Source organism: Acinetobacter haemolyticus (assembly GCF_003323815.1).
Classification (GTDB): domain Bacteria; phylum Pseudomonadota; class Gammaproteobacteria; order Pseudomonadales; family Moraxellaceae; genus Acinetobacter; species Acinetobacter haemolyticus.
This window is the reverse complement of sequence record NZ_CP030880.1, coordinates 1,126,881-1,151,617: the sequence shown is the minus strand read 5'-3', so window position 1 is coordinate 1,151,617 and position 24,737 is coordinate 1,126,881. Positions and strand designations below refer to the sequence as shown.

24 protein-coding genes and 1 tRNA gene are annotated in these 24,737 nt (G+C 39.7%); 6 read left to right on the top strand and 19 right to left on the bottom strand.

Going from position 1 to position 24,737, the window contains the following annotated elements; all coding sequences use genetic code 11:
* Positions 1-176: 176 nt before the first annotated feature.
* The 3 genes from rarD to uvrB all read right to left on the bottom strand — a co-directional run bounded on the left by rarD (position 177) and on the right by uvrB (position 3,958).
* Positions 177-1,118: an EamA family transporter RarD gene (gene rarD, locus DS737_RS05170; protein ID WP_113996954.1), complete on the bottom strand. Its 942-nt coding sequence runs from the start codon at positions 1,116-1,118 to the stop codon at positions 177-179.
* A gap of 101 nt (positions 1,119-1,219) precedes the next feature.
* Entirely contained in the window at positions 1,220-1,804 is a 585-nt protein-coding gene (locus DS737_RS05165) for a lipocalin family protein (protein ID WP_004639997.1), read from the bottom strand.
* Between the two features lie 120 nt (positions 1,805-1,924).
* Positions 1,925-3,958, bottom strand: a complete 2,034-nt coding sequence (gene uvrB / locus DS737_RS05160; protein WP_171287604.1) for an excinuclease ABC subunit UvrB — start codon at positions 3,956-3,958, stop codon at positions 1,925-1,927.
* Positions 3,959-4,382: 424 nt separating this feature from the next.
* Here uvrB and DS737_RS05155 point away from each other — a divergent pair, with 424 nt between their 5' ends.
* From DS737_RS05155 to DS737_RS05145, 3 genes are all read left to right on the top strand, one after another.
* Entirely contained in the window at positions 4,383-5,984 is a 1,602-nt protein-coding gene (locus DS737_RS05155) for a S8 family peptidase (RefSeq protein ID WP_113996952.1), read from the top strand.
* A gap of 67 nt (positions 5,985-6,051) precedes the next feature.
* Positions 6,052-6,846, top strand: coding sequence for an A1S_2505 family phage non-structural protein (locus DS737_RS05150; RefSeq protein WP_017396370.1), 795 nt, complete (start codon positions 6,052-6,054; stop codon positions 6,844-6,846).
* 117 nt (positions 6,847-6,963) lie between these two features.
* Positions 6,964-8,124 carry a S8 family peptidase gene (locus DS737_RS05145; protein ID WP_113996951.1) on the top strand — a complete coding sequence of 387 codons (1,161 nt, stop codon included), beginning with the start codon at positions 6,964-6,966 and terminating at the stop codon, positions 8,122-8,124.
* 55 nt (positions 8,125-8,179) lie between these two features.
* Here the strand turns inward: DS737_RS05145 and DS737_RS05140 are convergent, their stop codons facing one another.
* Positions 8,180-8,359 (bottom strand): hypothetical protein, encoded by a 180-nt coding sequence (locus DS737_RS05140; protein WP_004640006.1) that lies wholly within the window; start codon positions 8,357-8,359, stop codon positions 8,180-8,182.
* A gap of 212 nt (positions 8,360-8,571) precedes the next feature.
* On the opposite strand from DS737_RS05140, the gene DS737_RS05135 reads away from it, so the two are divergent.
* Positions 8,572-9,798 carry a pyridoxal phosphate-dependent aminotransferase gene (locus tag DS737_RS05135; RefSeq protein ID WP_113996950.1) on the top strand — a complete coding sequence of 409 codons (1,227 nt, stop codon included), beginning with the start codon at positions 8,572-8,574 and terminating at the stop codon, positions 9,796-9,798.
* Between the two features lie 82 nt (positions 9,799-9,880).
* On the opposite strand, the gene DS737_RS05130 is transcribed toward DS737_RS05135, so the two are convergent.
* Positions 9,881-10,300, bottom strand: coding sequence for a GFA family protein (locus tag DS737_RS05130; protein ID WP_004640010.1), 420 nt, complete (start codon positions 10,298-10,300; stop codon positions 9,881-9,883).
* Between the two features lie 361 nt (positions 10,301-10,661).
* The gene (locus DS737_RS05125) at positions 10,662-11,093 is read right to left on the bottom strand and encodes a hypothetical protein (RefSeq protein ID WP_042874396.1); all 432 of its coding nucleotides are present in this window, start codon (positions 11,091-11,093) and stop codon (positions 10,662-10,664) included.
* A gap of 235 nt (positions 11,094-11,328) precedes the next feature.
* On the opposite strand from DS737_RS05125, the gene DS737_RS05120 reads away from it, so the two are divergent.
* A tRNA-Asn gene (locus DS737_RS05120) sits at positions 11,329-11,404 on the top strand.
* 101 nt (positions 11,405-11,505) lie between these two features.
* On the opposite strand, the gene miaE is transcribed toward DS737_RS05120, so the two are convergent.
* The 11 genes from miaE to DS737_RS05065 form a co-directional block, all read right to left on the bottom strand.
* Positions 11,506-12,162 carry a tRNA-(ms[2]io[6]A)-hydroxylase gene (miaE, locus tag DS737_RS05115; protein WP_005084587.1) on the bottom strand — a complete coding sequence of 219 codons (657 nt, stop codon included), beginning with the start codon at positions 12,160-12,162 and terminating at the stop codon, positions 11,506-11,508.
* Between the two features lie 4 nt (positions 12,163-12,166).
* Complete coding sequence (gene pdxJ, locus DS737_RS05110) at positions 12,167-12,895, bottom strand: pyridoxine 5'-phosphate synthase (protein WP_005084585.1); 729 nt, start codon at positions 12,893-12,895, stop codon at positions 12,167-12,169.
* A gap of 50 nt (positions 12,896-12,945) precedes the next feature.
* Positions 12,946-13,653, bottom strand: a complete 708-nt coding sequence (gene recO / locus DS737_RS05105; RefSeq protein ID WP_005084584.1) for a DNA repair protein RecO — start codon at positions 13,651-13,653, stop codon at positions 12,946-12,948.
* A gap of 9 nt (positions 13,654-13,662) precedes the next feature.
* Positions 13,663-13,863 carry an NF038104 family lipoprotein gene (locus tag DS737_RS05100; protein WP_075315184.1) on the bottom strand — a complete coding sequence of 67 codons (201 nt, stop codon included), beginning with the start codon at positions 13,861-13,863 and terminating at the stop codon, positions 13,663-13,665.
* Between the two features lie 15 nt (positions 13,864-13,878).
* On the bottom strand, positions 13,879-14,904 hold the full coding sequence (gene era, locus DS737_RS05095; RefSeq protein ID WP_004640023.1) for a GTPase Era: 1,026 nt from the start codon (positions 14,902-14,904) through the stop codon (positions 13,879-13,881).
* A gap of 4 nt (positions 14,905-14,908) precedes the next feature.
* Positions 14,909-15,604 carry a ribonuclease III gene (gene rnc, locus DS737_RS05090; protein ID WP_004640024.1) on the bottom strand — a complete coding sequence of 232 codons (696 nt, stop codon included), beginning with the start codon at positions 15,602-15,604 and terminating at the stop codon, positions 14,909-14,911.
* Positions 15,573-15,950: a DUF4845 domain-containing protein gene (locus DS737_RS05085; protein WP_004640026.1), complete on the bottom strand. Its 378-nt coding sequence runs from the start codon at positions 15,948-15,950 to the stop codon at positions 15,573-15,575. The genes rnc and DS737_RS05085 overlap by 32 nt, the downstream gene beginning before the upstream one ends.
* 27 nt (positions 15,951-15,977) lie before the next feature.
* Positions 15,978-16,841, bottom strand: a complete 864-nt coding sequence (gene lepB, locus DS737_RS05080; RefSeq protein WP_005084579.1) for a signal peptidase I — start codon at positions 16,839-16,841, stop codon at positions 15,978-15,980.
* A 72-nt stretch (positions 16,842-16,913) separates the two neighbouring features.
* Entirely contained in the window at positions 16,914-18,731 is a 1,818-nt protein-coding gene (gene lepA, locus DS737_RS05075) for a translation elongation factor 4 (RefSeq protein ID WP_004640031.1), read from the bottom strand.
* Between the two features lie 153 nt (positions 18,732-18,884).
* The gene (locus tag DS737_RS05070; RefSeq protein ID WP_113997959.1) at positions 18,885-19,340 is read right to left on the bottom strand and encodes an acyl-CoA thioesterase; all 456 of its coding nucleotides are present in this window, start codon (positions 19,338-19,340) and stop codon (positions 18,885-18,887) included.
* Between the two features lie 110 nt (positions 19,341-19,450).
* Positions 19,451-20,827 (bottom strand): Do family serine endopeptidase, encoded by a 1,377-nt coding sequence (locus DS737_RS05065; RefSeq protein ID WP_004640035.1) that lies wholly within the window; start codon positions 20,825-20,827, stop codon positions 19,451-19,453.
* Between the two features lie 343 nt (positions 20,828-21,170).
* Between DS737_RS05065 and nadB the strand changes: the two genes are divergently transcribed.
* Positions 21,171-22,808 (top strand): L-aspartate oxidase, encoded by a 1,638-nt coding sequence (gene nadB / locus DS737_RS05060; protein ID WP_171057130.1) that lies wholly within the window; start codon positions 21,171-21,173, stop codon positions 22,806-22,808.
* Positions 22,809-23,060: 252 nt separating this feature from the next.
* On the opposite strand, the gene tmk is transcribed toward nadB, so the two are convergent.
* Complete coding sequence (tmk, locus tag DS737_RS05055) at positions 23,061-23,660, bottom strand: dTMP kinase (protein ID WP_005089668.1); 600 nt, start codon at positions 23,658-23,660, stop codon at positions 23,061-23,063.
* Entirely contained in the window at positions 23,661-24,737 is a 1,077-nt protein-coding gene (gene mltG, locus DS737_RS05050; RefSeq protein ID WP_004640039.1) for an endolytic transglycosylase MltG, read from the bottom strand.

The window sequence follows — 24,737 nt, the reverse complement described above, 5'->3', positions numbered from 1 at the left end:
AGATTGAATCAAAAGCTGCTAAACGAGCTAAGATTTTGTCCCAATTGACTATAAATTCATAAAATACCTATAATTATTTTTGTGATTTTGGTTAAAAATCTTTCTCTATCATCGTAATAGCCATCCCTATAAAAATGCTTGATGATCATTTTACAAATATGATTGCGATTTTTGGGTTAATCTTCCGCATTATTAAGCCGCTTGGGATAATGTTTTAGATTTAACTCAAGCTGCTGTTTTCGTCGTTTTTGCTGGACAAGATGATTAGCACCTTCAATCACGAGTACCAAGACAGCCAACCAGATAAGAATATACGTCAACCACTCTTCTTCACCAATTTTTTCACCAAGTGCAAATGAGACCAATGCCAACAAAACGGGTTCCAAATATCCCAACAAGCCAAAAAGAATTAACGGCAAATAGCGACTCGCCAAAAGATAACAACCTAGACCAATCGCACTAAACAGGCCAAGTCCCATCACGACCAAAGCTAAACTTGGTTGCTCTAGAAACTTGAAATATGGTGTATCGCCGGTTTGAGTGAAGAAAATCGCAACAGGTAGAATAATGATCATATCCCACCAAAATCCACCCAAGTTATCTGTTTTAATTTGCTTTCGAATCACAAAATATGCGGTATAACCAATCGCAACTAACGCTGTCTCCCAAGCAATACTGCCCAGTCTCCATATTTCATGCCCAACGCCCAACATAGCAAGAAATACAGCAAGCGCCTGAAACTTTGAAAGCTTTTCCCCATACAGAACACTCCCCGCTAATACCAACACTAAAGGCAAGAGAAAGTAACCTAAAGATACTTGCAATCCACGACCATGCATCGGCCCCCATAAAAATATCCATAATTGCACGGAGGTGAGCGCAGAGGTAATCATCAAAAGTAATAATAAACTAGGGGCGGCAATCACTCTTTTTAAAATGGCTTTGATATGAAACAAATCGCCACTAAACCACATAAACAAAGTTAAAAATGGCAAGGTCGCAATAATACGCCAACCAAAAGTTTGTTCGCTATCAAAGGCGCCAAGCAATTGAGTATAGTAGTACAGAACCCCAAAAGTTACAGATGCCAAAACTGAATAAGCAATTCCTTTAAACATCATAAACCTCTAAACTGGGGAAATTTTATAAAGAACTTGATTTATCCACTATATGAAAATAAAAAAACCATGCAAGCATGGTTTGAATAAATTTAACGTCTTTAACGATGCTCTGGATAAATGATATCGCCAATATCATAACCAACCGACTTTGCATAATTTAAATATTCAAGGATAACTTCTTTATTTGGATTTGGGGTTCTTGATAACACCCATAAATATTTTCGACGTGGCTCACCTACCAGTACCGTTTGATACTCTTCATCTAGCTTTAGAACCCAATAATCGCCACGACCTATTGGAATCCACCGTACCCCTTCGGGTAAAAAACTGACTTTTAACTTACTATTGAAAGGTGCATTCGCAACAAAGGCTTCCCCTAAACTTTGTTGTAAATTTCCATCACCGTCATAACATTTATTATCAACAATAATATTACCGTTTTCATTGACTGTATAAGTGGCGGTAATGTTATAGGCGCATTTTCGCTCAAAATAGATAGGTTTCCGAGCAACTTCATACCAAACCCCGAGATACTTATCTAATTCAACTTTTTCAACGGTTGCTAAGGGCTTAGCTTGTGCGTAGGCAATTGTGCCTGCGGCCAACCCTGTTAAAACAACACCACCGATTGCGATTTTTGCTAGACGCCAACTGGCTTTTGGGAAATTTTTAATTAATGGCATGAGAAATCCTCAAAACAGAATTTGTTATAAGTAGTCATATAGTTAACTAATAAAACTAGTCTATTTTATAAACAAAAACTGTTGAGATATGTATCACTTTTGAGGAATTCGCTTCACTGTTTAAGATTTCAACATGTGTGCTTTCAAACGAACAATTTCATCACGTAACCTAGCGGCTTGCTCGAACTGTAGCTCTTTCGAGGCTTTCAGCATTTCCTTTTCCAATTTGCCGATATGTTTTGCAAACAACTTTGGATCAGAAAGTAGATGTTGTTCATCTGCACTGATTGATTGAGCTTGTTGTAGTGCATTTTCATCAATTTGATCATCTGTGAGAACTTCACCTGTATCGATTTCTTTGATGGTTTGACGCACTGCACTTCGCGGTGTAATGCCATGTAACTCATTAAACTCAATTTGTTTGTTACGGCGTCGATCTGTTTCATCAATCGCTTTACGCATAGAGTCGGTAATACGATCTGCATATAAAATGGCTTTACCTTTTACATTACGCGCAGCACGCCCTATCGTTTGAATCAGTGAGCGTTCTGAACGTAGAAACCCTTCTTTATCTGCATCAAGAATAGCAACCAAAGAAACCTCAGGCATGTCCAAACCTTCACGCAATAAATTAATTCCTACGAGGACATCATGCACACCTGTCCGAAGTTCGTGAATGATTTTAACGCGTTCTACCGTATCAATATCTGAGTGGAGATAGGCAACCTTTACACCATACTCTTTCAGATATGAAGTTAAATCTTCAGCCATGCGCTTGGTTAAGGTTGTAACCAAAACCCGCTCATTCAACTGTCTGCGGATATTAATCTCAGACAATACATCATCTACTTGGGTCAATACTGGACGCACTTCAATTTCAGGATCAATCAATCCTGTTGGACGCACCACCTGTTCCACCACCTGCTCAGATTTTTCTAGCTCATATAATGCTGGTGTTGCACTCACGAATACGGTTGTCGGAACAATACGCTCCCACTCTTCAAACTTCATCGGACGATTATCTAAAGCACTCGGCAAACGGAATCCGTAATTCACCAAATTTTCTTTACGTGAACGGTCACCTTTATACATTGCACCGATTTGTGGAACCGTCACATGCGATTCATCAATAATCAATAAGGAATCTTCTGGTACATAGTCAAATAAAGTAGGTGGCGCTTCACCTGCTGTACGACCAGAGAGGTGTCGTGAATAGTTTTCAATACCGTTGGTATACCCCAACTGTTGCATCATTTCTAAATCATAGCGTGTCCGTTGTTCAATACGCTGAGCTTCAAGCAATTTATCATTGTCTTTAAAAAATTTAAGCTGATCTTTCAATTCATCTTTAATTGTATCAATGGCACGAGTTAAGTGATCTTTGGGTGTAACATAATGACTCTTAGGATATATGGTCACACGCGGAACTTTACGAACAAGCTTTCCGGTCAAAGGATCAAACCAACGAATCGAATCGACTTCATCATCAAACAATTCAACCCGAATAGCATCTTGATCCGATTCCGCAGGGAAAATATCAATAATCTCACCACGAATACGATATGTACCACGTAAGAACTCCAACTCATTACGGGTATATTGCATTTCAACTAAACGACGAATAATGTCATCACGGCTCACGCGATCACCTTGTACAATATGCAGAAGCATCTGCATATATGCATTTGGATCACCCAAACCATAAATCGCTGAAACGGATGCAACGATGATCGCATCACGACGTTCTAATAATGCGCGTGTCGCTGAGAGTCGCATTTGATCAATATGATCATTAATTGCCGAATCTTTTTCAATGAAAGTATCTGACGAAGGGACATACGCTTCAGGTTGATAGTAGTCATAATAACTAACAAAATATTCAACAGCATTGTTGGGAAAAAATGCTTTGAATTCACCATAGAGCTGTGCAGCAAGTGTTTTATTGTGTGCCATCACAATCGTCGGACGTTGCGTTTTGGCAATCACGTTCGCCATGGTGTAAGTTTTACCAGACCCTGTAACCCCCAGTAGCAATTGATTACGAAAACCGTGCTCAATACCATTCACCAATTTTTCAATTGCTTGGGGTTGATCACCTGCAGGCTGATAATTGGTGACTAATTCAAATGGCTGACCAGTCTCTTGTTCTTGCATATCGTTCATCTTGCTACACTCTTATCGTTCTATGATATTGAGATTAATCTTGCAGATACAACCCTAAATCTTAATGTGGCGAAAAATTGCTACAATTTTCAAGCAACCTTACACTCTCCTCGTTATAAAATTTGGCTAACGTTTTTTTAACTTTGATCAAGCCAACGTGCCACACGTCAGATTTTCAACTCGAATTAACGTTGATCACTAAAATATCAACCACATCTAATAAGTTGATCTAACAAAACAATTTCAAAAAACGAGACGCAATATACATTTTGGTTAAATTAATGTTACAAATTGCCGATTTATACAATTTTAGATCAGCTTATGATCACAAGAATAATAAATATCACAATGCGCTTAGAAATGAGAAATCGCATAAGCATGGAGGCTTATCTTGAAAACAAAATATAAGATTGCTATGGCTACCACTATACTTGCTGTAATTACTTTTGCAGCAACCCATAAAGCTCCTGTCAAAATACTAAACACTGATGCTCAAACCAATGCCGTTGAATTTCATCATGAATTATTAAAACAAACTAAACTTACAGAAACTTTACAACAAATCCGCTCAACCTCTCAGCCAACTCCTTTAGCATTGCGACATTATATCGTTGTATTTAAAGACCAATCAGGGCAATCCGCTCAACTGTCCCAAACCATCCAAACACAGTACGGCGGTCAGACGAGATATCGTTTTGATCAAGCACTCAAAGGTATCGCGATTAGCATACCAGAAGTTGCCAGTCAGGCATTTATAAATGCCATGCTACGCCATCCATTGGTCAATTACGTTGAAGAAGATCAAGTCATTCAAATCAGTGCAATCCAAAGTAATCCTTCATGGGGACTCGATCGAATTGATCAACGATCACTTCCGTTAAACCAAAGTTATCAATATGAAAATACAGGTGCTGGGGTAAATTTATATGTTCTTGATACGGGAATTTTAGCAACCCACCAAGAGTTTACAGGTCGAGTAAAAAAAGGCTTTTCAGCGATCTCAGACTTTAATGGTACTAATGATTGTAATGGGCATGGTACGTTTGTCGCGGGATTGGCTGGAGGTACAACCTATGGTGTCGCCAAGCAAATTAATCTGATCCCTATACGAGTCGTCGGTTGCTCTGGTTCAGGGTTGATGAGTAATATGATTGCAGGAATTGACTGGATATTGAAAAATGGGCAAAAACCAGCCGTTGTCAATATCTCCATGGGAGGGCCTGCATACGAACCGTTGGATACAGCAATCAATAATCTATCTACTCAAGGCTTTATCCCTATTGTTGCCGCTGGAAATTCCAATACCAATGCATGTGATCTGTCTCCTGCACGTTCGGCAAATGCCATAACTGTTGCTGCAACAGACAAAACAGATACTCGTGCCAGCTATTCGAACTATGGTGCATGCGTTGATATTTTTGCCCCAGGTAGTGGTGTTACTTCCGCTTGGAACAGAAGTAACAGTTCAGTTGGTACAGGCAATGGGACTTCAATGGCTGCACCTCATGTTGCAGGTGCTGCTGCTCTGATTTTGCAGCGAACCCCAACCGCTACTACAAAAATGGTTACTGATCAAATCCTTGCGACGTCTACACCTAATGTTGTCAAAAATGTAGTAGGTAGTTCAAACCGTTTATTATTTACTGCAACTGCATCTGATAGTACGCCGTCTAACCAAACAATACAGCAATCTACCAATACTCTAGCGAGCATTAACCAACTGATCGGCGCTACTACTCGAAATTGGTTATTTGGCACATGGAAAGCAACGGTCAACGTTAAAGTTGTCGATCAAAATCAAAAAGCTGTCAGTAATGCCACAATTACTGGAGGATTTAGTGTTGGTGCCTCTGCCATCAGTTGTATAACCAATAGTATTGGGGAATGTCAGCTAAATAGTGGAACTCTTTCTCGAAACGTAACCAGTACAACATTTAACGTGGTAAATATAACTGGTACAAATCTAACTTATGCAGCAAATCATAATCAGGTCAGTCATATTACATTGACCCCTTAAAATCACTTGACCCATACCAGAAACGCATTCAACATGAGCTGATACTTAATTACTTATGATAAAAAATATGTCTTACCAATATCATGATGAAACGATTGTCACTGAACTCCCAGAAGATACAGTATTTGTTTTTGGTAGTGATTTAGCAGGAAGACATGACAGTGGCGCTGCTCGTGTCGCTGCTCAGCACTTTGCGGCAGTAAAAGGTGTCGGTCGTGGATGGGCTGGGCAAAGCTTTGCGATTCCAACGCTGAACGAACATATGCAACAAATGCCCCTGTCACAAATAGCTCATTATGTCGATGATTTTAAGATTTATGCAAAGAATCATCCCAAAATGAAATATTTCTTAACGGCATTAGGTTGTGGTATCGCTGGATATAAAGTCTCTGAAATAGCGCCTTTATTCAAAGGCATACATTCAAATGTGATTTTCCCTGAATCATTTCGTCCATTTATCGAAGAAGATGCTGTATCAAAATTTCCAGATCTAACGGCCGAAATCGTCCATGCTTTTATCAAAGATGAAGTTATTTTTTACTTCGACCATGGATATGAATCTTTCGAAGAAGCATTATCCGAAACAAATTTATCAGCCAATGAAAAAGCAATTGCTTTGATTGTACTGAATGAAGAACTTTATCCACGTGACCGCTATGGGCGCGGTAGAGAACATGAAATTAAAGATATTTTGGGTAAGCTAAATGGGAAAATATTTAATTTTCAAAGCAATTCCGAAGGTGCCATGATTTTCGTCAGCGTGATCATTGCACTGATGGAACTGTACGATATCGACGAGCAAGACTTTATTAAATTATGGCGTGGTGATTTAACCATTCAACACCCAGTTAATCGCTGCTAAATCCACATAAACCACTGAGCAAAAGGAGATAAAACTAAAAAAACTATAAATTGATAGGATAGAAAAAATAAAAACTCAGTACAGAAAAACAGACATCGTATAAAAATGGAGATTCAAGTGAATATTCAGCAACCTTTATTTGCCTTAATTTTTACGACTTGCGCAAGCTTTACTTTTGCAGCCCCAACCACCCCATCATCCAAACATGGTCCAATCAAAGATCAATACATTGTAACCTTTAATAAGGCACAAACATCATCTAAAGACTTAGCAGCGACACTGGCCAAATCTCATGGCGGAAAAGTTTTACATACCTATGAATCTGTACTAAAAGGATTTGCAATTTCACTTCCCAGCAACGCAGGTCAAGCATTTGTGGAAGCTATGAAAAAGAATCCCAATGTACTGTCTGTTGAACCAGATACTGTAATGAGTATTCATAGTAACGTTCAGAATAATGCAGTGTGGGGATTAGATCGTACTGACCAAAAGAATCTCCCACTTGACTCCAATTATAGCTATACCCAGACAGGTGCAGGTGTTACAGCTTATATTGTAGATACAGGCATACTTACTTCTCATCAACAATTCTCAGGTCGAGTCAAATCAGGATATACCGCGATCAGTGACGGTAAAGGAACTACCGACTGCAATGGACATGGCACACATGTAGCTGGCACAGTCGGTGGAACAACTTATGGTATTGCGAAAGATGTAACCTTAGTACCAATTCGTGTTTTGGGCTGTGATGGTGCGGGTACGTCCAGCGGAGTTTTGGCTGGGTTAGATTGGGTCGTCCAGAATGGTAAAAAACCAGCAGTGGTTAATATGTCACTAAGTGGTGGCGTCAGCTCATCTTTGGATAATGCAATCGTCACACTTTATGATCAGGGCTATACCCCTGTCGTTGCTGCGGGTAATTCAAATACGGATGCGTGTAATTCCTCACCTGCTAGAGCAAGCAAAGCGATTACCGTTGCGGCAATCGACAATACCGATACGCGAGCAAACTTCTCTAACTATGGCAGTTGTGTGGACATTTTTGCGCCTGGAACACAAATTACATCGGCTTGGTACGATAGCAATACTGCAACCAAACTCTCAAATGGCACTTCTATGGCGACACCGCATGTAGCTGGTGTTGTTGCTGGAATGTTACAAAGCACCCCCACTGCATCACCGCAAACAATTACAACCAATTTGCTGAAACTAGCAACAACGAATATCGTTAAAGATCCAGCGGGTAGTCCAAATCGTTTGCTTTATAAAGCACCTTAATTGAATAACCCTTAAGAAAAAAGGATATCTTTTAAGATATCCTTTTTTCTTCGATTTAACGTTTTCCCATCGAACGGCGCGTGCCACGCGGTGGCATCCAAGTTCGATCTGCATATTGCTCAGGTTTTGGACGCACCTGATTATGCGTTGCATCTTCAGAATCATCCTGAGCAGATGGCATCGGAAATGGCAATTTAACCAAAGCTTTTTTTGCCTTGGGTGATTGAGTACTCATTGAAATTCTCTCGAAATCTAAATTTCTAAACGCTATTGTAATAGATTTTTTATGATTTTTATAAAAATAAAATGTGTAAAAACAAAAGCTGTCTTCCACCCTATAATTTGGTAACTTTTTATACGATTAAGGCAAGTTTTGACCACAAAAAGTTCTATTTAAGCTAAGATAACCTGCTTTTATTTTTTAATCCCATAAGAAGGAATAATGCCGTGGACGTACGTCTCTCTGATCGTGTCAATGCCATCAAACCGTCCCCTACACTTGCAGTAACCAACAAAGCTGCTGAGCTTAAAGCTGCGGGTAAAAATGTGATTGGTTTAGGCGCAGGCGAACCAGACTTTGATACCCCTCAACACATCAAAGATGCTGCAATTGAAGCGATTAACAACGGCTTTACGAAATACACGGCTGTCGATGGCACTCCAAGCCTCAAAAAAGCAATTATTGCAAAATTGAAACGTGATAATAACTTGGACTATCAAGCAAATCAGATTTTGGTTTCTTGTGGTGGTAAACAAAGTTTCTTTAACTTAGCACTGGCTTTACTCAACAAAGGTGATGAAGTCATCATCCCTGCGCCATTCTGGGTAAGCTATCCTGATATGGTGATTATTGCTGAAGGTACACCAGTGATTGTGAAATGTGGTGAAGAACAACGCTTCAAAATCACACCTGAACAATTAGAAGCTGCGATCACGCCAAATACACGTTTAGTGGTATTGAACAGCCCATCGAACCCGACAGGTATGATCTACACCAAAGCTGAGCTCGAAGCTTTGGCTGAAGTTCTTCGTCGTCACCCACAAGTTTTTGTCGCTTCTGATGACATGTATGAACCAATTCGCTGGGAAGATGAGTTCTACAACATTGCAACCGTTGCACCAGACTTATATGACCGTACTATCGTTTTAAATGGTGTATCTAAAGCCTATGCAATGACAGGCTGGCGTATTGGTTATGCGGCTGGTCCTGCAAAAATCATTGGCGCGATGAAAAAGATCCAGTCTCAATCAACCTCTAACCCAACGTCGATTTCACAAGTTGCAGCAGAAGCCGCATTGAACGGTCCACAAGACGTTTTACAACCAATGATTGAAGCATTCAAACGCCGTCATGATTTAGTTGTGAATGGCTTAAATGACATCAAAGGTATTTCATGCTTACCTGCCGATGGTGCATTCTATGCGTATGCAAACATCCGCCCATTGATTCGTGCCAAAGGCTTAAAATCTTGCACAGAATTCTCTGAATGGTTACTTGAGGAAACTGGCGTTGCTGTTGTTCCAGGTGATGCATTTGGCTTAGGTGGGTTTATGCGTATCTCTTACGCAACTGCTGATGAGGTTCTAGTCGATGCTTTATCTCGTATCAAAAAAGCAGCTGAATCTATTGATGGTGTTGATGCCGCAATTGCATCAATCAAAGCTGAAAAATAATAAGCTTAGTTAAGATGAAGAAGCTTCAAAATGAAGCTTCTTTTTTTATATTCTAATTTTAATTCATATCTCAGCTTTCCTATTATTCTCCAGCCTCACCGTTAAATAACGCTACCACTTCAGCCTCGGTCATTTTCTTAGTTGAATTTTGGAAAGCATAAAATTCAGGTTTATTATCAATAAAAATTTCAAGATCTAGCTTTAAATCTTGAGGTGATTCATTTAGAGAAAACACGTTGATATTGCAATAGTTCTGATCCTTGGTACGCCAAAATATATTGGTACCACACGCATTGCAGAATCCACGTTCTCCCCATTCTGATGAATTATAAACTGTAAGATGATCTTGCTTTAAAAACGCTAGACTCCCTTGTTCTACATCAACCGTCATAATCACACCACTGGTCTGTCTGCGACAGATAGAACAATGGCAAACATGAACATCATGGTTTTTTAATTTCACCTCAAAAGTAGTTTCACCACAAACACATTGTCCATTCATTTTAAAATTTACCTTTTGTTTAAATTATTATTCAAGAATAAATAGATTAAAACACTTCGTCTCTTTCGCAATGAATAATTTGTAAATATAGTTTTAGCTCATCATCAACTTAGCTTTACCAAATAGGGTTGCCCATATGCTTCTAACATTGCTTCAGAGCGATGAACCTTAATGGTAACCTATTGCCCCCTTCCCCCAAAATCCTCAATTAATTGCAACAGCTAAAATGATCAATCGTAGCAATAGATTGAGAGTTTATTGAAGGCAAATATGGATGGATCCCCAGATTAAATTTTAGGCTTATACAACTACAACTTGCATGATCATATGACCTTAAAAACTTAAAAATAAGCTAAGGCAATTATGCAATTGCCTTACTACTTTTGACATGTTTTGGGCGATCACATAAATGACTAAAAACGGCGTATTGCCAAATACTTTTCACATGTACCGTAACCACTTTCTGCTCAGCAACAGACCACGCTAGCGCAGTATTAGCACCGAGGATGAGTTCTCCACCCAGTTGAAACAAATATAATGGAGATTGAACACTGACTAAAAGTGGATTCTTTTGGCTTAATAAGTTACGAGCGTTCTCAATTTTCCACTTATTTCCAAACCATAGCTGTAGCAAATCACCTAAATACAAAGCATTTTGCTTAAAAGGAAAAGTATTTAAAAATGCATTTTCTACAGGCGTGTAATAACGCTCAGGATCCTGCAAAATATCGAGATAGTTTTGTTGATAAAAAGAGAAGTTTGAAAAAATAGTTTCAATATTTAGAATAGTCATTTCGACCTCCGATTTAGCCATTTTAGTGCTGGCAAGTAGGGTTAAATCCACACTGTTTAGGTCTTACCTAAACGCTCTTTCTGATTCGAATCTAGCAACAGCCAAATCAAAGTTCAAGTTTTTTTTGCTTTTTGCTATCAATTGTGCAAATAAAAAGCATATGGCATCAAAATGAAAGAAACATGACATTTTTAGCTTGACCGATTTCAAAAGCTGCCTATAATGGCTCTCAGATTCTCCCATAGCTCAGTCGGTAGAGCGACGGACTGTTAATCCGCAGGTCCCTGGTTCGAGCCCAGGTGGGAGAGCCAAGATTCAAAAAAGCTCATATCAATGATATGGGCTTTTTTACGCTTTAAATTTAATGCAAAAAATACCCCTATCGATTAGAGGTATTTTCTCTTCCAAGAAGCTAAGCGATAACCTTCGCAGGTACACCACTATGAAAACGGAAAGTATCATCTGGGCTTAAAATCAAGTTCTTTTCGACTTCACGAATGTGATCAATCCGTTGTTGAATATTTTCTTCTGGATCTTTAAGTTTAGCTGTTTTTGCAACATCCAAAGCCAAAGCCAAATAATCTTCGAAATGACGAGATTCCGATTTAAGCAAATAGCGATAATAACGCCCTAGCTCATCATCGACTATGGGCGCAAGCGAATAGAATCGCTCACAAGAACGCGCTTCTACAAATGCACCAATGATCATGACGTCAATTAAAGCTTCAGGTTCATATGTACGAATTTCTTTACGTAGTTCGCCCGCATATCGACCTGCGCTTAAACCTTTCCACTCTTGACCACGTTTGGTCATAAATTCTAAAACTTGCTCATAATGCAGCATTTCTTCACGCACAAGCTGTGCCAACTTCACTTGTAAGTCAGTAAAAAAGCTATAACGAAACATCAAATTCATTGCTGTTCCCGCTGCTTTTTTCTCACAATTCGCATGATCCTGCATGAGAATATCTAAATTATTGATGGCTTCATCTAACCAAGCCTGAGGTGTAGTGCAACCTAAAAACTTGATTACAGGTTGCATCAACTCATCATAATTCACACTACTCATTTACTTATCTCGCAGCAGCCTGAATCGCTGCTTTCATATCTTTCACGGCCTGGGTCAAACCAACAAATACACTATCAGCAATAATTGAATGCCCAATGTTGAGTTCATGAATTTGTGGAATTGCGGCGATAGGTGCCACATTGTTCAAGTTTAATCCATGACCCGCATTAACCACTAAACCTTTAGAGGCAGCATATTCCGCACCTTTGATAATCCGTGCCAATTCAGCTTGTTGCTGCTCATCTGTTTCAGCATCTGCATATGCGCCTGTATGGATTTCTATTGTTGGCGCGCCACATGCCACCGCTGCATCAATTTGAGCAAGATCAGCATCAATGAAAAGTGACACATCACTACCAATTGCTTTCAATGCTTCTGTTGCTGCCTTAACTTTTTCAAAGTGTCCCACCACATCTAATCCACCTTCAGTGGTGACTTCTTGGCGACGCTCAGGAACGAAACATACATGTTGTGGCTGAATCTCTTGAGCAAATGCGACCATTTCGTCGGTGACAGCCAATTCAAGATTCATCCTTGTTTTTAATAATGGGCGCATACGACGAACATCGTCATCTTGAATATGGCGGCGATCTTCGCGTAAATGCAAGGTAATCCCTTCTGCACCAGCTTGCTCACAAACCAAAGCCGCTTGTACAGGGTCAGGGTAGACAGTACCTCGTGCTTGTCTTAATGTTGCAACATGATCAATGTTTACACCCAAGATTGCAGCCATATAAATATCCTATTATTTATCAAATTAAAGCAATCAATACTTTAAATAGATTAAGTTTGTGTATTTTGAATCCAAAGTTGACGACTTTTTAGTGGTCGATCACCCAACAAAGAACTGATCATTTGGCGGTATAGTTTAGCCAATAATTGCAATTGTTCGTGAGTAAAATCTTGCCCTTGCTCATAATTTTGCATAGTCGCAATAAGCCGTCCAGACATAGATGAGCGTGACGCTTGAGCAACAGGCATAAAGCCATCATTCAATTGAAACTGATAATTTTGTTCATGCTGGATAACTTGTTGATTAGCATCAATTGAAAAATCAATGGCATAACCTAGTTCTTGCAATAACACATGTTCAAACTGTCGTAAAATTTGTCGAAGAAACAACGGTGCGTGTTCATGCGTTGCCAATAATTGAAGTTGCAAAAGAATTAACTGATATTGTTGAAAAGTTTGCGGCATCGCCTCCTCTAAAGGACAAAGACGCAACACAATTTCATTTAAATAAAAACCTGCAAAAAAAGCATCACCATGAAAAAATACGGGTTGATTCAAAATTTCCAGTTTAGTGAGATTTTTGAGCTCTGATTTTCCTGTCGCTTGCAAACGAATCGGCTGATATTGTGGTGGAGGAATTTGTCTTAAAATTCCATCCACCCGACCATATTCTTGCGTAAATAAATGCACAATATGGCTCTTTTCCCGATATCTACGATGATGAATCAAATAACCATGTAGGACTTCATTACGCATCATAAGACGATACTAATCCTTCTTTTTATGGTCCTTTTTATCCTCATCATCACCATCGGGAATGACGGCACCCACTACGGCAGCCGTGCCCTTCACAACACCTTTGGTGGTCTTATAAGCGACTTTAACAGGCACAGTGACAACTTTATGAATACAGCCTTGTAGCATAGACATACAGACTACAATTACGAATACATGGATTGCTGTTTTCATACCTGACCTGTTCAATTAAATATCGCTATAACCTAGGCTTTTAAGAGCACGCTCATCATCAGACCAACCACCTTTCACTTTTACCCAAAGCGTTAGCATGATCTTTTGTTCAAACATTTTTTCCATGTCTGCACGTGCATCCATCCCAATACTCTTGAGTTTGGCGCCTTTATCACCAATTACAATCGCTTTTTGACCTTGGCGCTCTACAAAAATTGTCGCATCAATATATGTACAAGGTGGTTTTAGACGACCTGTTTTTTCATTGACTGTGGCTTCTTCCGTCTTAAATGACTCAATTTGCACAGTTAAATCATATGGAAGCTCTTCACCCAACTGACGCATGATTTTTTCACGAATGATTTCACTCGCAAGGAAACGCTCAGAACGATCAGTGATTTGATCTAATGAGTACAATGGCGGCTGATAAGGAAGGTACTTTTCAATCGTGTCACGCAAATGTTCTAAATTTGCACCACGCAAAGCTGACACAGGAACGATTTCAGCAAAGTTCATTAACTTGGCACGCTCTTGAATCAAAGGTAAAGCTTCATTTTTATTTTCAAATGTATCTAGCTTATTAATCACCAAAATGACTGGCATATCTGCATTTTTGAGTTTTTCCAAAACGAGTTCATCATTTTGAGTCCACTTCTGAGCATCCACCACAAATAAGACTAAATTTACATCTCGCAGTGCTGAATGTGCGGCGCGATTCATCATCTTGTTAATCGCACGCACTTCTTTTTTATGCATCCCAGGTGTATCTACAAATACAGCCTGTGACTTCTCACGTGAATCAATACCAACAATCTTATGACGGGTGGTTTGTGGTTTACGCGATGTAATTGATAACTTTTGACCGAGTAAGTGATTCATCAGGGTCGATTTACCCACATTTGGGCGACCTACAATTGCAACAAAACCGCTCTTAAAATCAGAAGGAATGGTAGTTCCTTGAGAACTAAAGAATTGATCAATTAAGTTATTGCCGTCTTGCTGTTCAGTTGCTTCTGGCTTATTGTCATTTGAATGAGACATCAGGTTATTGCTCCAATAATTTTAAAATTTCAGCCGCTGCCGTTTGTTCGGCGAAACGACGACTTGAGCCCTCGCCTTGAATTTTCGGCAATCCATCAACCAAGCATTCCACCTTGAAATGTTGATTTGGTGCATCGCCTTGAATATCTACAACCTCGTAAACTGGGAGAGGTTTTTTACGTGCTTGTAAATACTCTTGTAGCCGTGATTTTGGGTCTTTCAGTTGGTCCGTCGGTTCGATATGGTCAAAGTAAGGTTCATACCATTTTAACACAATGCCTTGTAGCAAGTTGAGATCATTACTGTCTATATATATCGCACCGATAATGGCCTCAACCGTGTCAGCGAGAATAGACTCACGATGATGACCACCTGATTTTAATTCACCAGTGCTTAAAATTAATGACCGACTCAATTGTAAGTCATTCGCTATTTTACCTAGTGCCTCTTGTCGAACCAAAGTTGCACGCATACGCGTCAAGCGACCTTCGTTTTCAGTGGGGTAAGTATGATATAAATAATTTGCAATGATCATCCCCAATAACGAATCGCCTAGAAATTCTAGGCGTTCATAATTGTGTTTATGACTAACAGAGCGGTGAGTTAAAGCCAATTTCAACAAATCAATTTGTTGAAATTGGTAACCTATCCTTGCTTGCAGTCTTGTATCATTGAGCTTGTTTGGCAGATTTTTGGTCAAAAGTCTTCTCAAAAGTCATCACTAAACTGATATTCAGCATGAAAGGCTTTCGCACTTCATACTTTTTCACGACGATCAAATCATCTTTATATGTAGCTTGTGCGATATCCTTAAAACGAAGATCTCGTACACCATTCATATCCAAACGTTGATCCATCTGAGATGCAAACTTGGTTGGCGTCGTATTTTGAGGACTATCTTTCAATAAGCCTTCAATCTGACTGTCAATAATTTTGTCATCCCAATATGCTGGCCATATTGCAATCGCTGCTTTCACAGCAATTGCAAATAAAACCACCCCAAATAAAATTGCAATATACGAAGTCCCCTGCTGAGATTTACGCATTTTTTCTTTCCTATGTGTTTTTATTTATTAATCAATTTTACCATTTCGGCTAAAACTTGGAAGTTTTAGACCAGGTTCTTTATGCATCCATACATAAAAAGCACGACCTGTTAAATTCTGTTCAGGCACAAAGCCCCAAAAACGACTATCTGCACTTTGATCACGGTTATCACCCATCGCAAAATACTGACCTTCTGGTACAGTTACATCCCAATCACGCCCTTGTGTATTAATAAATACATCATTGGTTTTTGCAACAAATGGAATAAACGAATCCGCACCTTTAGCTTGAGCAAACTGATACGCTTCAACAAGTGTATTACGTCCATCTAAGTAGCGCACTGAATACTGATGATCACCTAAAGTTTCTTTAAAATATGAAACTGCTGGTGTCTCTAATGCGTCTTTCTCACGGCTCACCTCAGTTACAACTTTAGCAACACGTTCACCATTTACGACCAATTGACCATCTTTAAACTGAATATGATCACCAGGTAGACCAACCACACGTTTGATATAACTGATACTAGGTTGTGGTGGGTAACGGAAAACAATCACTTCACCACGTTTAGGCTCACCAACATCAATAATCTTGGTATTAACAATCGGTAAACGCACCCCATAATCAAATTTATTCACCAAAATAAAATCACCTGTCTCTAAGGTTGGTACCATCGAGTCAGAAGGGATATTAAATGGCTCATACAAGAAAGAACGTAAAACGAGCACAACCGCCAACACAGGCCAAAAATCATACGCCCATGTAATGATAAAATTTTCTTGGTTACGCCCACGATTTGCACGTTGTTTGAGTACAAACTTATCAAGCAACCACACCAAGAAAAAAATCAGTGTCGCTGGTACTAGAATCAAATTAAAATCAAAATCCACAAACCCTCACTCGCAGCCTGACTGCTCGTCTTAGGGCTAGGTTAAGCAATGCTTACCCAGCCTGATCTTTCTTTATCTATCTACTTTCAATACAGCTAAGAAGGCTTCTTGTGGAATTTCTACACTTCCCACTTGTTTCATACGCTTCTTACCTTCTTTTTGTTTCGAAAGAAGTTTCTTCTTACGAGACACATCGCCGCCATAACATTTTGCTAAAACGTTTTTACGCATCGCTTTAACAGTAGAACGAGCAATAATTTGCGCACCAATTGCCGCTTGAATCGCCACATCATACATTTGACGAGGGATCAGATCCTTCATCTTTTCGACCAAAGCAATACCACGATGACGAGCATCTTGACGGTGACAAATCATCGCTAAGGCATCTACCTTTTCGCTATTAATTAGCACGTCTACCTTAACTAAGGCTGAACTTTCAAAACGTACAAAATTGTAATCAAGTGACGCAAAACCACGTGAGCAAGATTTCAATTTATCAAAGAAATCCATCACAACTTCAGCCATTGGGATTTCAAAAGTAACAGAAACTTGGTTCCCTAAAAATTTCATGTCTTTCTGCACACCACGACGCTCAATACATAGCGTCATCACATTACCTAAGTATTCCTGCGGTACAAGAATATGGCATTCTGCAATCGGTTCACGTAGATCTTCAACCGTTGAGCCATCTGGCATTTTTGATGGGCTATCAATGTAAATAATGTCGCCTTTTTTGGTTAAAGCTTCATAAATTACAGTAGGTGCAGAGCTAATTAGATCAAGATCATACTCACGCTCTAAACGCTCTTGTACAATCTCCATGTGCAGCATACCTAAGAAGCCACAACGGAAGCCAAAACCTAAAGCATCTGAACTTTCAGGCTCAAAGAATAATGCCGAATCGTTGATCTGTAGCTTTTGCAAAGCTTCACGGAACGGTTCAAAATCACTTGAATCAATCGGGAACAGACCTGCATAGACCTGTGGTTTTACCTTTTTAAAACCTGGTAAAGTTGCAACTTCAGGTGTAGATGCAAGCGTAATGGTATCGCCGACTGGCGCACCAAAGATATCTTTAATCCCTGCGATTACGAAGCCAACTTCACCCGCTTCAAGGATGTCAGTTTCAGTATGCTTTGGATTAAATACACCCACAGAAGTAACAGGATGAGTCTGTCCAGTTGACTTGACCAACATTTTATCACCCTTACGGATGCGACCTTGTTTGATTCGAACCAACGAAACAACACCAAGATAATTATCGAACCATGAGTCAATAATCAAAGCTTGAAGTGGCGCATCACGATCACCTTCAGGTGCTGGAATCACATCAACCAAACGCTCTAAAACGCCTTCAACACCTAAACCAGTTTTTGCAGAACAGGTAGGTGCATCAGTTGCTTCAATTCCAATAATTTCTTCAATTTCATGGATCACACGCTCAGGCTCTGCTTGCGGCAAATCAATCTTATTTAAGATCGGTAATACCTCTAAGCCCTGTTCAATAGCGGTATAGCAGTTTGCTACAGATTGAGCTTCAACACCTTGTGCAGCATCAACGACCAATAAAGCACCTTCACATGCTGCTAAAGAACGTGATACTTCATAAGAGAAGTCAACGTGTCCTGGGGTATCAATAAAGTTCAACTGATACTCTTGACCATTTGGATGCGTATAATACAACGTCACCGATGCAGCTTTAATGGTAATCCCACGCTCACGCTCAAGCTCCATAGAGTCTAGTACCTGAGCTTGCATCTCACGGTCTTGTAGACCACCACACATTTGAATAAAACGGTCAGCCAAAGTCGACTTTCCATGGTCAATATGAGCAATGATCGAGAAATTGCGTATATTTTTGATATCTACGGATTTTTTAGCTTGCGCCATGGGTTACCTTGAGAAAATAAATCGCCCTATACTTTTAAAAAGTTATGAGCCAAAACGGTTTAACAAAATTGTTGGCGATTATAACAGAACGACCATTCAAAGTATTCAAAATAATTATTACCAATCTAAACCACGCTGTCATGATTTTATGGTTTATATTTGCTCATATAAAACGGAAAAATCCAAGGGATTTAAATCAGTTGGAATCGGTTGATAAGCTTGGATAAAACTTGGGGACATACGTTTTGGACGACCAGTAGCAATCTCAATGCATGCCCACTTGGTATTTCCCAAAAATAAAATGCTTTGATCTTTTTCACGATAAAATGCGTACTGCCTAAAAGAATACAGCGCATTAATATCATCTAGCCAAGTGCGTAGAATAATTTCGTCACCTGCAAGCGCAGCTTTACGATATTGAACATGATGTTCCACCGCAACCATAGCATGTTTAAGCTCCAAATATTGAGCCACACCTAAACCCAAAGTTTCAATATGTGCTGCCGCTACATCCTGCATCCATTGAACATAGATCACATTATTCACATGACCTAGAACATCAATATGTTCAGGTTGAACGCTTATTCTTAAATCAAAAATCGTACTCATTTCTTGCCATACTTGATTTACCAATCTGCTGCATACAGTATTAGAAACAAATCTAGATTACAAAATAAAAACCACTCAAAATAGAGTGGTTCTTATGACTTTATACAATGTTACTGTAGACGTAGGCCTAAGATCGCACGTTGTCCTTGACGGATAATCGCCACACGAGCCACGCTGCCTTTTGGCAATCCAGCAATTACTCTAGCAAAACCTGCACTATCATTAATTGCAGTGCCATTAACTTGTAAAATAACATCACCAGCTACGATATTAGATAGAGATGCTAAGCCACCACGCTGTACTTCTTGTACGAGAATACCTCCACGAACATCTAAACGAGATTGCTCAGTTGGCGTGAGGTTTCGGATGCTCATCCCTAATCCACTGGTCGGACTATTTTTATCACCTGTCGCAGGGGTGTCATCAGGTGCTGTACCTAATGTTGCAGAAACAGTACGAACTCTTTCATCACGCAAAATTTCTAATCGAATGGTTTGATTCGGAGAAATACGATTCAAGGTATAAAGTAAATCACTGGTACGCGAAATTGGCGCACCATTAATTTTCAAAATCACATCCCCAGATTTCAATCCCGCTTTTTCAGCAGGTGACTTCGGTGCAACTTGAGTAATTAATGAACCCTCAGGTTTTGGTAGTTTATAAGCCTCGGCTAGGTTGCGATCTATATCTTGCAGCATAATACCAAGATAAGAACGAGTCACTTTACCATTAGCTTTCAGTTGCTGAACAACATCCATCGCAACATCAATTGGGATAGAGAACGACAATCCCATATACCCCCCCGTACCACTAAAGATACGAGAGTTTACACCAACAACCTCACCTCTTTGATTGAATAATGGACCACCAGAGTTACCCGGGTTCAAAGCAGCATCTGTTTGAATAAAGGGAACAGATGTTTCACCACTCATATTCCGTGACTTCGCACTTACAATCCCTGCCGATGCAGAATAATCGAATCCAAATGGTGATCCAATTGCGAGAACAGGCTCACCTACTCGCAATTGATTAACATCCCCTACTCTTAACTCTGGGAAATTCGCCCCTTCAACTTTTAGTACGGCGACATCGGTACGCTCATCGCTCCCGACCAAAGTTGCATCAAATTCACGACGATCATTCAACGTAATACTGATACGTGACGCATTGGCAATCACGTGATGGTTGGTCACGAGATAGCCATCTTTACTGATAAAAAAAGCACTACCAAATGCAGTCTTCTCTTGAGGTCCTTGTCGCTGTGGAATGATGACTTGATTGCCAAAAAAGCGCCTTAAAATCTCTGGTACTTGTTGCTGCAACAACTCTTCCTGAGTCATTTTTTTCACAACATTGACACTCACAACAGCAGGACTCACCTGCTCAACGAGATTTGAAAAATCCACTGGCGATGCAGCGTTCACATGAGCAGCTGCAACCGTAAATACCGCAGCATACATTCCTTGTTGTAAATAGCGACTTTTCATGAAGCAAGAACCTACAGATGAATAATCAAAAAATTTAGACTATGTTTTTAGCATAAGCCCAGATTTTTTTTCGTAAAAATATGTTTATATTTTCAATGCATACAACAGAATGCAGCAATCAAATATGAATAAATTATGGAGAAGCCGAAGTTTATAAATGCCAACCGATAATGTATTAAAACAATTTGTTAATTTTTCTAGATTTATTTAAGAAAATATTGATATTGGATGTACCACTATCTCTCGTTTCATTTGCTAAAAAATCACTCAATTCTAGGCAGATTAGCTCTTGCCTTTTTAGTCAAAAAGCGTTGTCATTAGCAAACGTTTAAAACTGAAGCAGATTGACATGCCTGATTTAAAAACAATTCACCATTTTGATGTGATTATTGTGGGCAGTGGCGGTGCGGGTTTAAGTCTTGCGCTCTCTTTACCAAGTCATTACAACATTGCGATTTTAGCAAAAGCAGCCTTGACAGAAGCCAGTACTTTTTATGCACAAGGTGGTGTCGCTGCGGTATTAGACGAAACAGACTCCATTCAACAACATATTAATGACACTATGATTGCAGGCGGACATCTATGTGAATTAGATGCTGTCAAACATACAGTTGAAGGCGGCAAACCTTCTGTTGATTTCCTTCTTGGACAAGGCGTGCAATTCACTTTAGACGATGATGAACAACTTCACCTCACTCGTGAAGGTGGTCACTCTCAACGTCGTATCATTCACTCTGCCGATGCAACAGGTAAAGCTATCTCAACAACCTTAGTTGAGCGCGCTAAAGAGCGTGAAAATATTACAATATTTGAAAATTACATTGCGATTGATTTAATCACCCTGCACAAACTGGGTCATCAAGATCAAAAGAATCGTGCGATTGGTCTATATGCACTGCATGAAGATAGCGAACAAGTTCATACCTTTTTAGCACCATTTACTGCCCTCGCCTGTGGCGGTGCAATGAAAGCATATCTGTATACTTCAAATCCTGATATTGCAACTGGTGATGGTATTGCAATGGCCTATCGTGCAGGTTGTCGTGTAGCCAATATGGAATTTAACCAATTCCATCCAACTTGTTTATATCACCCGAAAGCGCGTTCTTTCTTAATTACCGAAGCAATGCGTGGTGAAGGTGCATATCTGCGTTTACCAGATGGCGAACGTTTTATGCTGCGTTTTGATGAACGTGCCGAACTTGCACCACGTGACATTGTCGCGCGTACTATTGACCATGAAATTAAACGTTTAGGTATCCGTCACGTTTGGTTAGACATTACGCATAAATCACCTGAATTTATTACCGAACACTTCCCTACACTGTATGCACGTTTGCTTGAGCTTGGAATCGACATTACCAAAGACATGATCCCTGTGGTGCCTGCGGCTCACTATACCTGTGGTGGTGTCGTCGTCGATGAACATAGCCAAACTGATTTAGATGGCTTATATGCGATTGGTGAAACCTCTTATACTGGTTTACACGGCGCAAATCGTATGGCGAGTAACTCATTGCTTGAATGCTTTGTCTACGGCATGAGTGCAGCAGAAGATATTCAGAGCAAACACAACACAAGCTTTGAGTTTCCAGATGTCCCTTCTTGGGATGAGTCTCAAGTTACCGATGCAGATGAAGATGTAGTCATTCTGCAAAACTGGGATGAATTGCGTTCAACCATGTGGAACTATGTGGGTATTGTTCGTACGACTAAACGTTTACAGCGTGCTTTACACCGTATCGAAATGTTGAAGCGTGAAATCAATGAATACTATCGAGATTATCGTGTCAGCAAAAACTTGATCGAATTGCGTAACTTGGTTCTGGTTTCGGAAATGATTGTACGTTGTGCGATGGAACGCAAGGAATCACGTGGTTTGCATTACACACTGGATTATCCTGAGCTTTCTAATGAAATTCGCAAGACAGTGTTGACGCCACCAAATTTTAAGGTGGAACAGCCGTTGGTGAATGAATAACACCCAATTTATTCATCTATTATTTTTTAATTGGTACTGCCTCATATAAACAGAATAATTAGATCTCGTTTGTATAGGCAATACATTACTTTGAAGGATCAAAGTAATCAAAATCCCTTGTTGGGCAGAGGGTACATCCTTGTTACCCCTGTCCAACTGGCGGCATCCATGCCGCCGATCTCGATAGTGAATAACAACTTGAATTCAAATACTAAAAATCAGGCTATTTTCAGATTTACTATTGCTTAACGTCTATTTCAAATATTGCAGCGCCTCTCCAAACACAACATCCGCATTCTGTGTTGCATCCAAACGTTTGATCCGTTCCGGCTCTGCTTGCCACAAGGTCTCATAACCTGCACGAACTTTAGCAAAGAAACTCAGTTTCTCTTGCTCAAAACGATCCAAGGCACCACGCTCTCGCGCACGGGTCATGCCCAATTCAATCGGGGCATCCAGCCAAAAGGTAATATTCGGCATTCTCGCGACAAAGGTTTGATTTAACAGTTGCAACTTTTCCTGACTTAAACCTCGTCCAGAACATTGATAAGCAAAACTGGCATCTGTAAAACGATCACTCAATACAATCTTCCCTGCCGCTAATGCAGGTAAGATCACTTGTTGTAAATGCTGTGCACGTGCTGCATAAATCAATAACAGCTCAGTATCATGACTCATTTGTTCTTCATGATTCACTGCCAATAATAAAGAGCGAATTTGTTCCGCCAAAGGCGTACCACCCGGCTCACGAGTTAATACGACTTCTTTACCTTGCTGTTCAAAATACTGATGAATTTTACGAATCAGCGTGGTTTTACCTACGCCTTCGGTACCTTCAAAGCTAATAAACATTTACTGTTGCTCCTGCTTCTTGGCACGTAAAACCGCCAAATACTCTTGTACTGCACGATTATGATCTTGCAAATTGGTTGTAAATTTATGCCCACCTGTGCCTGTTGCAACAAAATAAAGATTCTGCGAATCATCAGGATGCATCGCCGCTTCAATTGCTTTTTTACTTGGTAAAGCAATTGGCGTTGGAGGTAAACCGAAAATGGTATAGGTGTTATATGCTGTTGGTGTCCGTAGGTCATTACGTGTGATATTACCTTTGTAATTATCTCCCATACCATATATGACGGTTGGATCAGTTTGCAGGCGCATGCCTATTTTTAATCGACGAACAAACACGCCAGATACTTGCTGAAGCTCACTATCTAAACTGGTTTCTTTTTCAATAATCGAAGCCATAATTAATGCTTCATATTTATTTTTATATGGAAGATTGTCAGCTTTATTGGCCCATGCTTCATCCAGTGCTTTCATCTGACGACGATAGAGATCTGATAAAATTTTCTTGTCTGTTTCACCTTTCGCAAAAAAATATGTATCAGGTGCAAATAATCCTTCAGGATGAGCATAGGAAATATCTAAAGCTTTTAGTAATTGATCTTGAGGCAAATCTAAAATTGTATTGGTCACATTCGGATCATTTTTCAACTTCTGTACAAGTTGCTTGAAGTTTGTCCCTTCGATGACCAATATTCGATTCATTTGGGCATTATCTGCATTGGCAAGCATATCCAGCACTTGACGAACACTCATCCCTTTAGTTAGCTCATATACACCAGCTTTCATACTGTCATGTATCATAAATTTCTGATAGAGCTTTAAAATGATCGGGAAACTTACCTTCTGTTCTTCAGCCAATCGATCAATGAAACGAGAATATGTATCTCCAGATGAAATCACTAATAATTGTTTTTTATTCTCCATTGGATAAGGCTTAAATAAATTTGCCCATATCACGCCAAAGACCACCATCGTAAAAACACAGATAAATACAAGAAATGCTTTAAAGGTAAATCTTGATTTCGGCTTTGCTTTTGGTTTTTTCTTACTTTTGCTTGAGTTTGGTGGCTTTGGCAT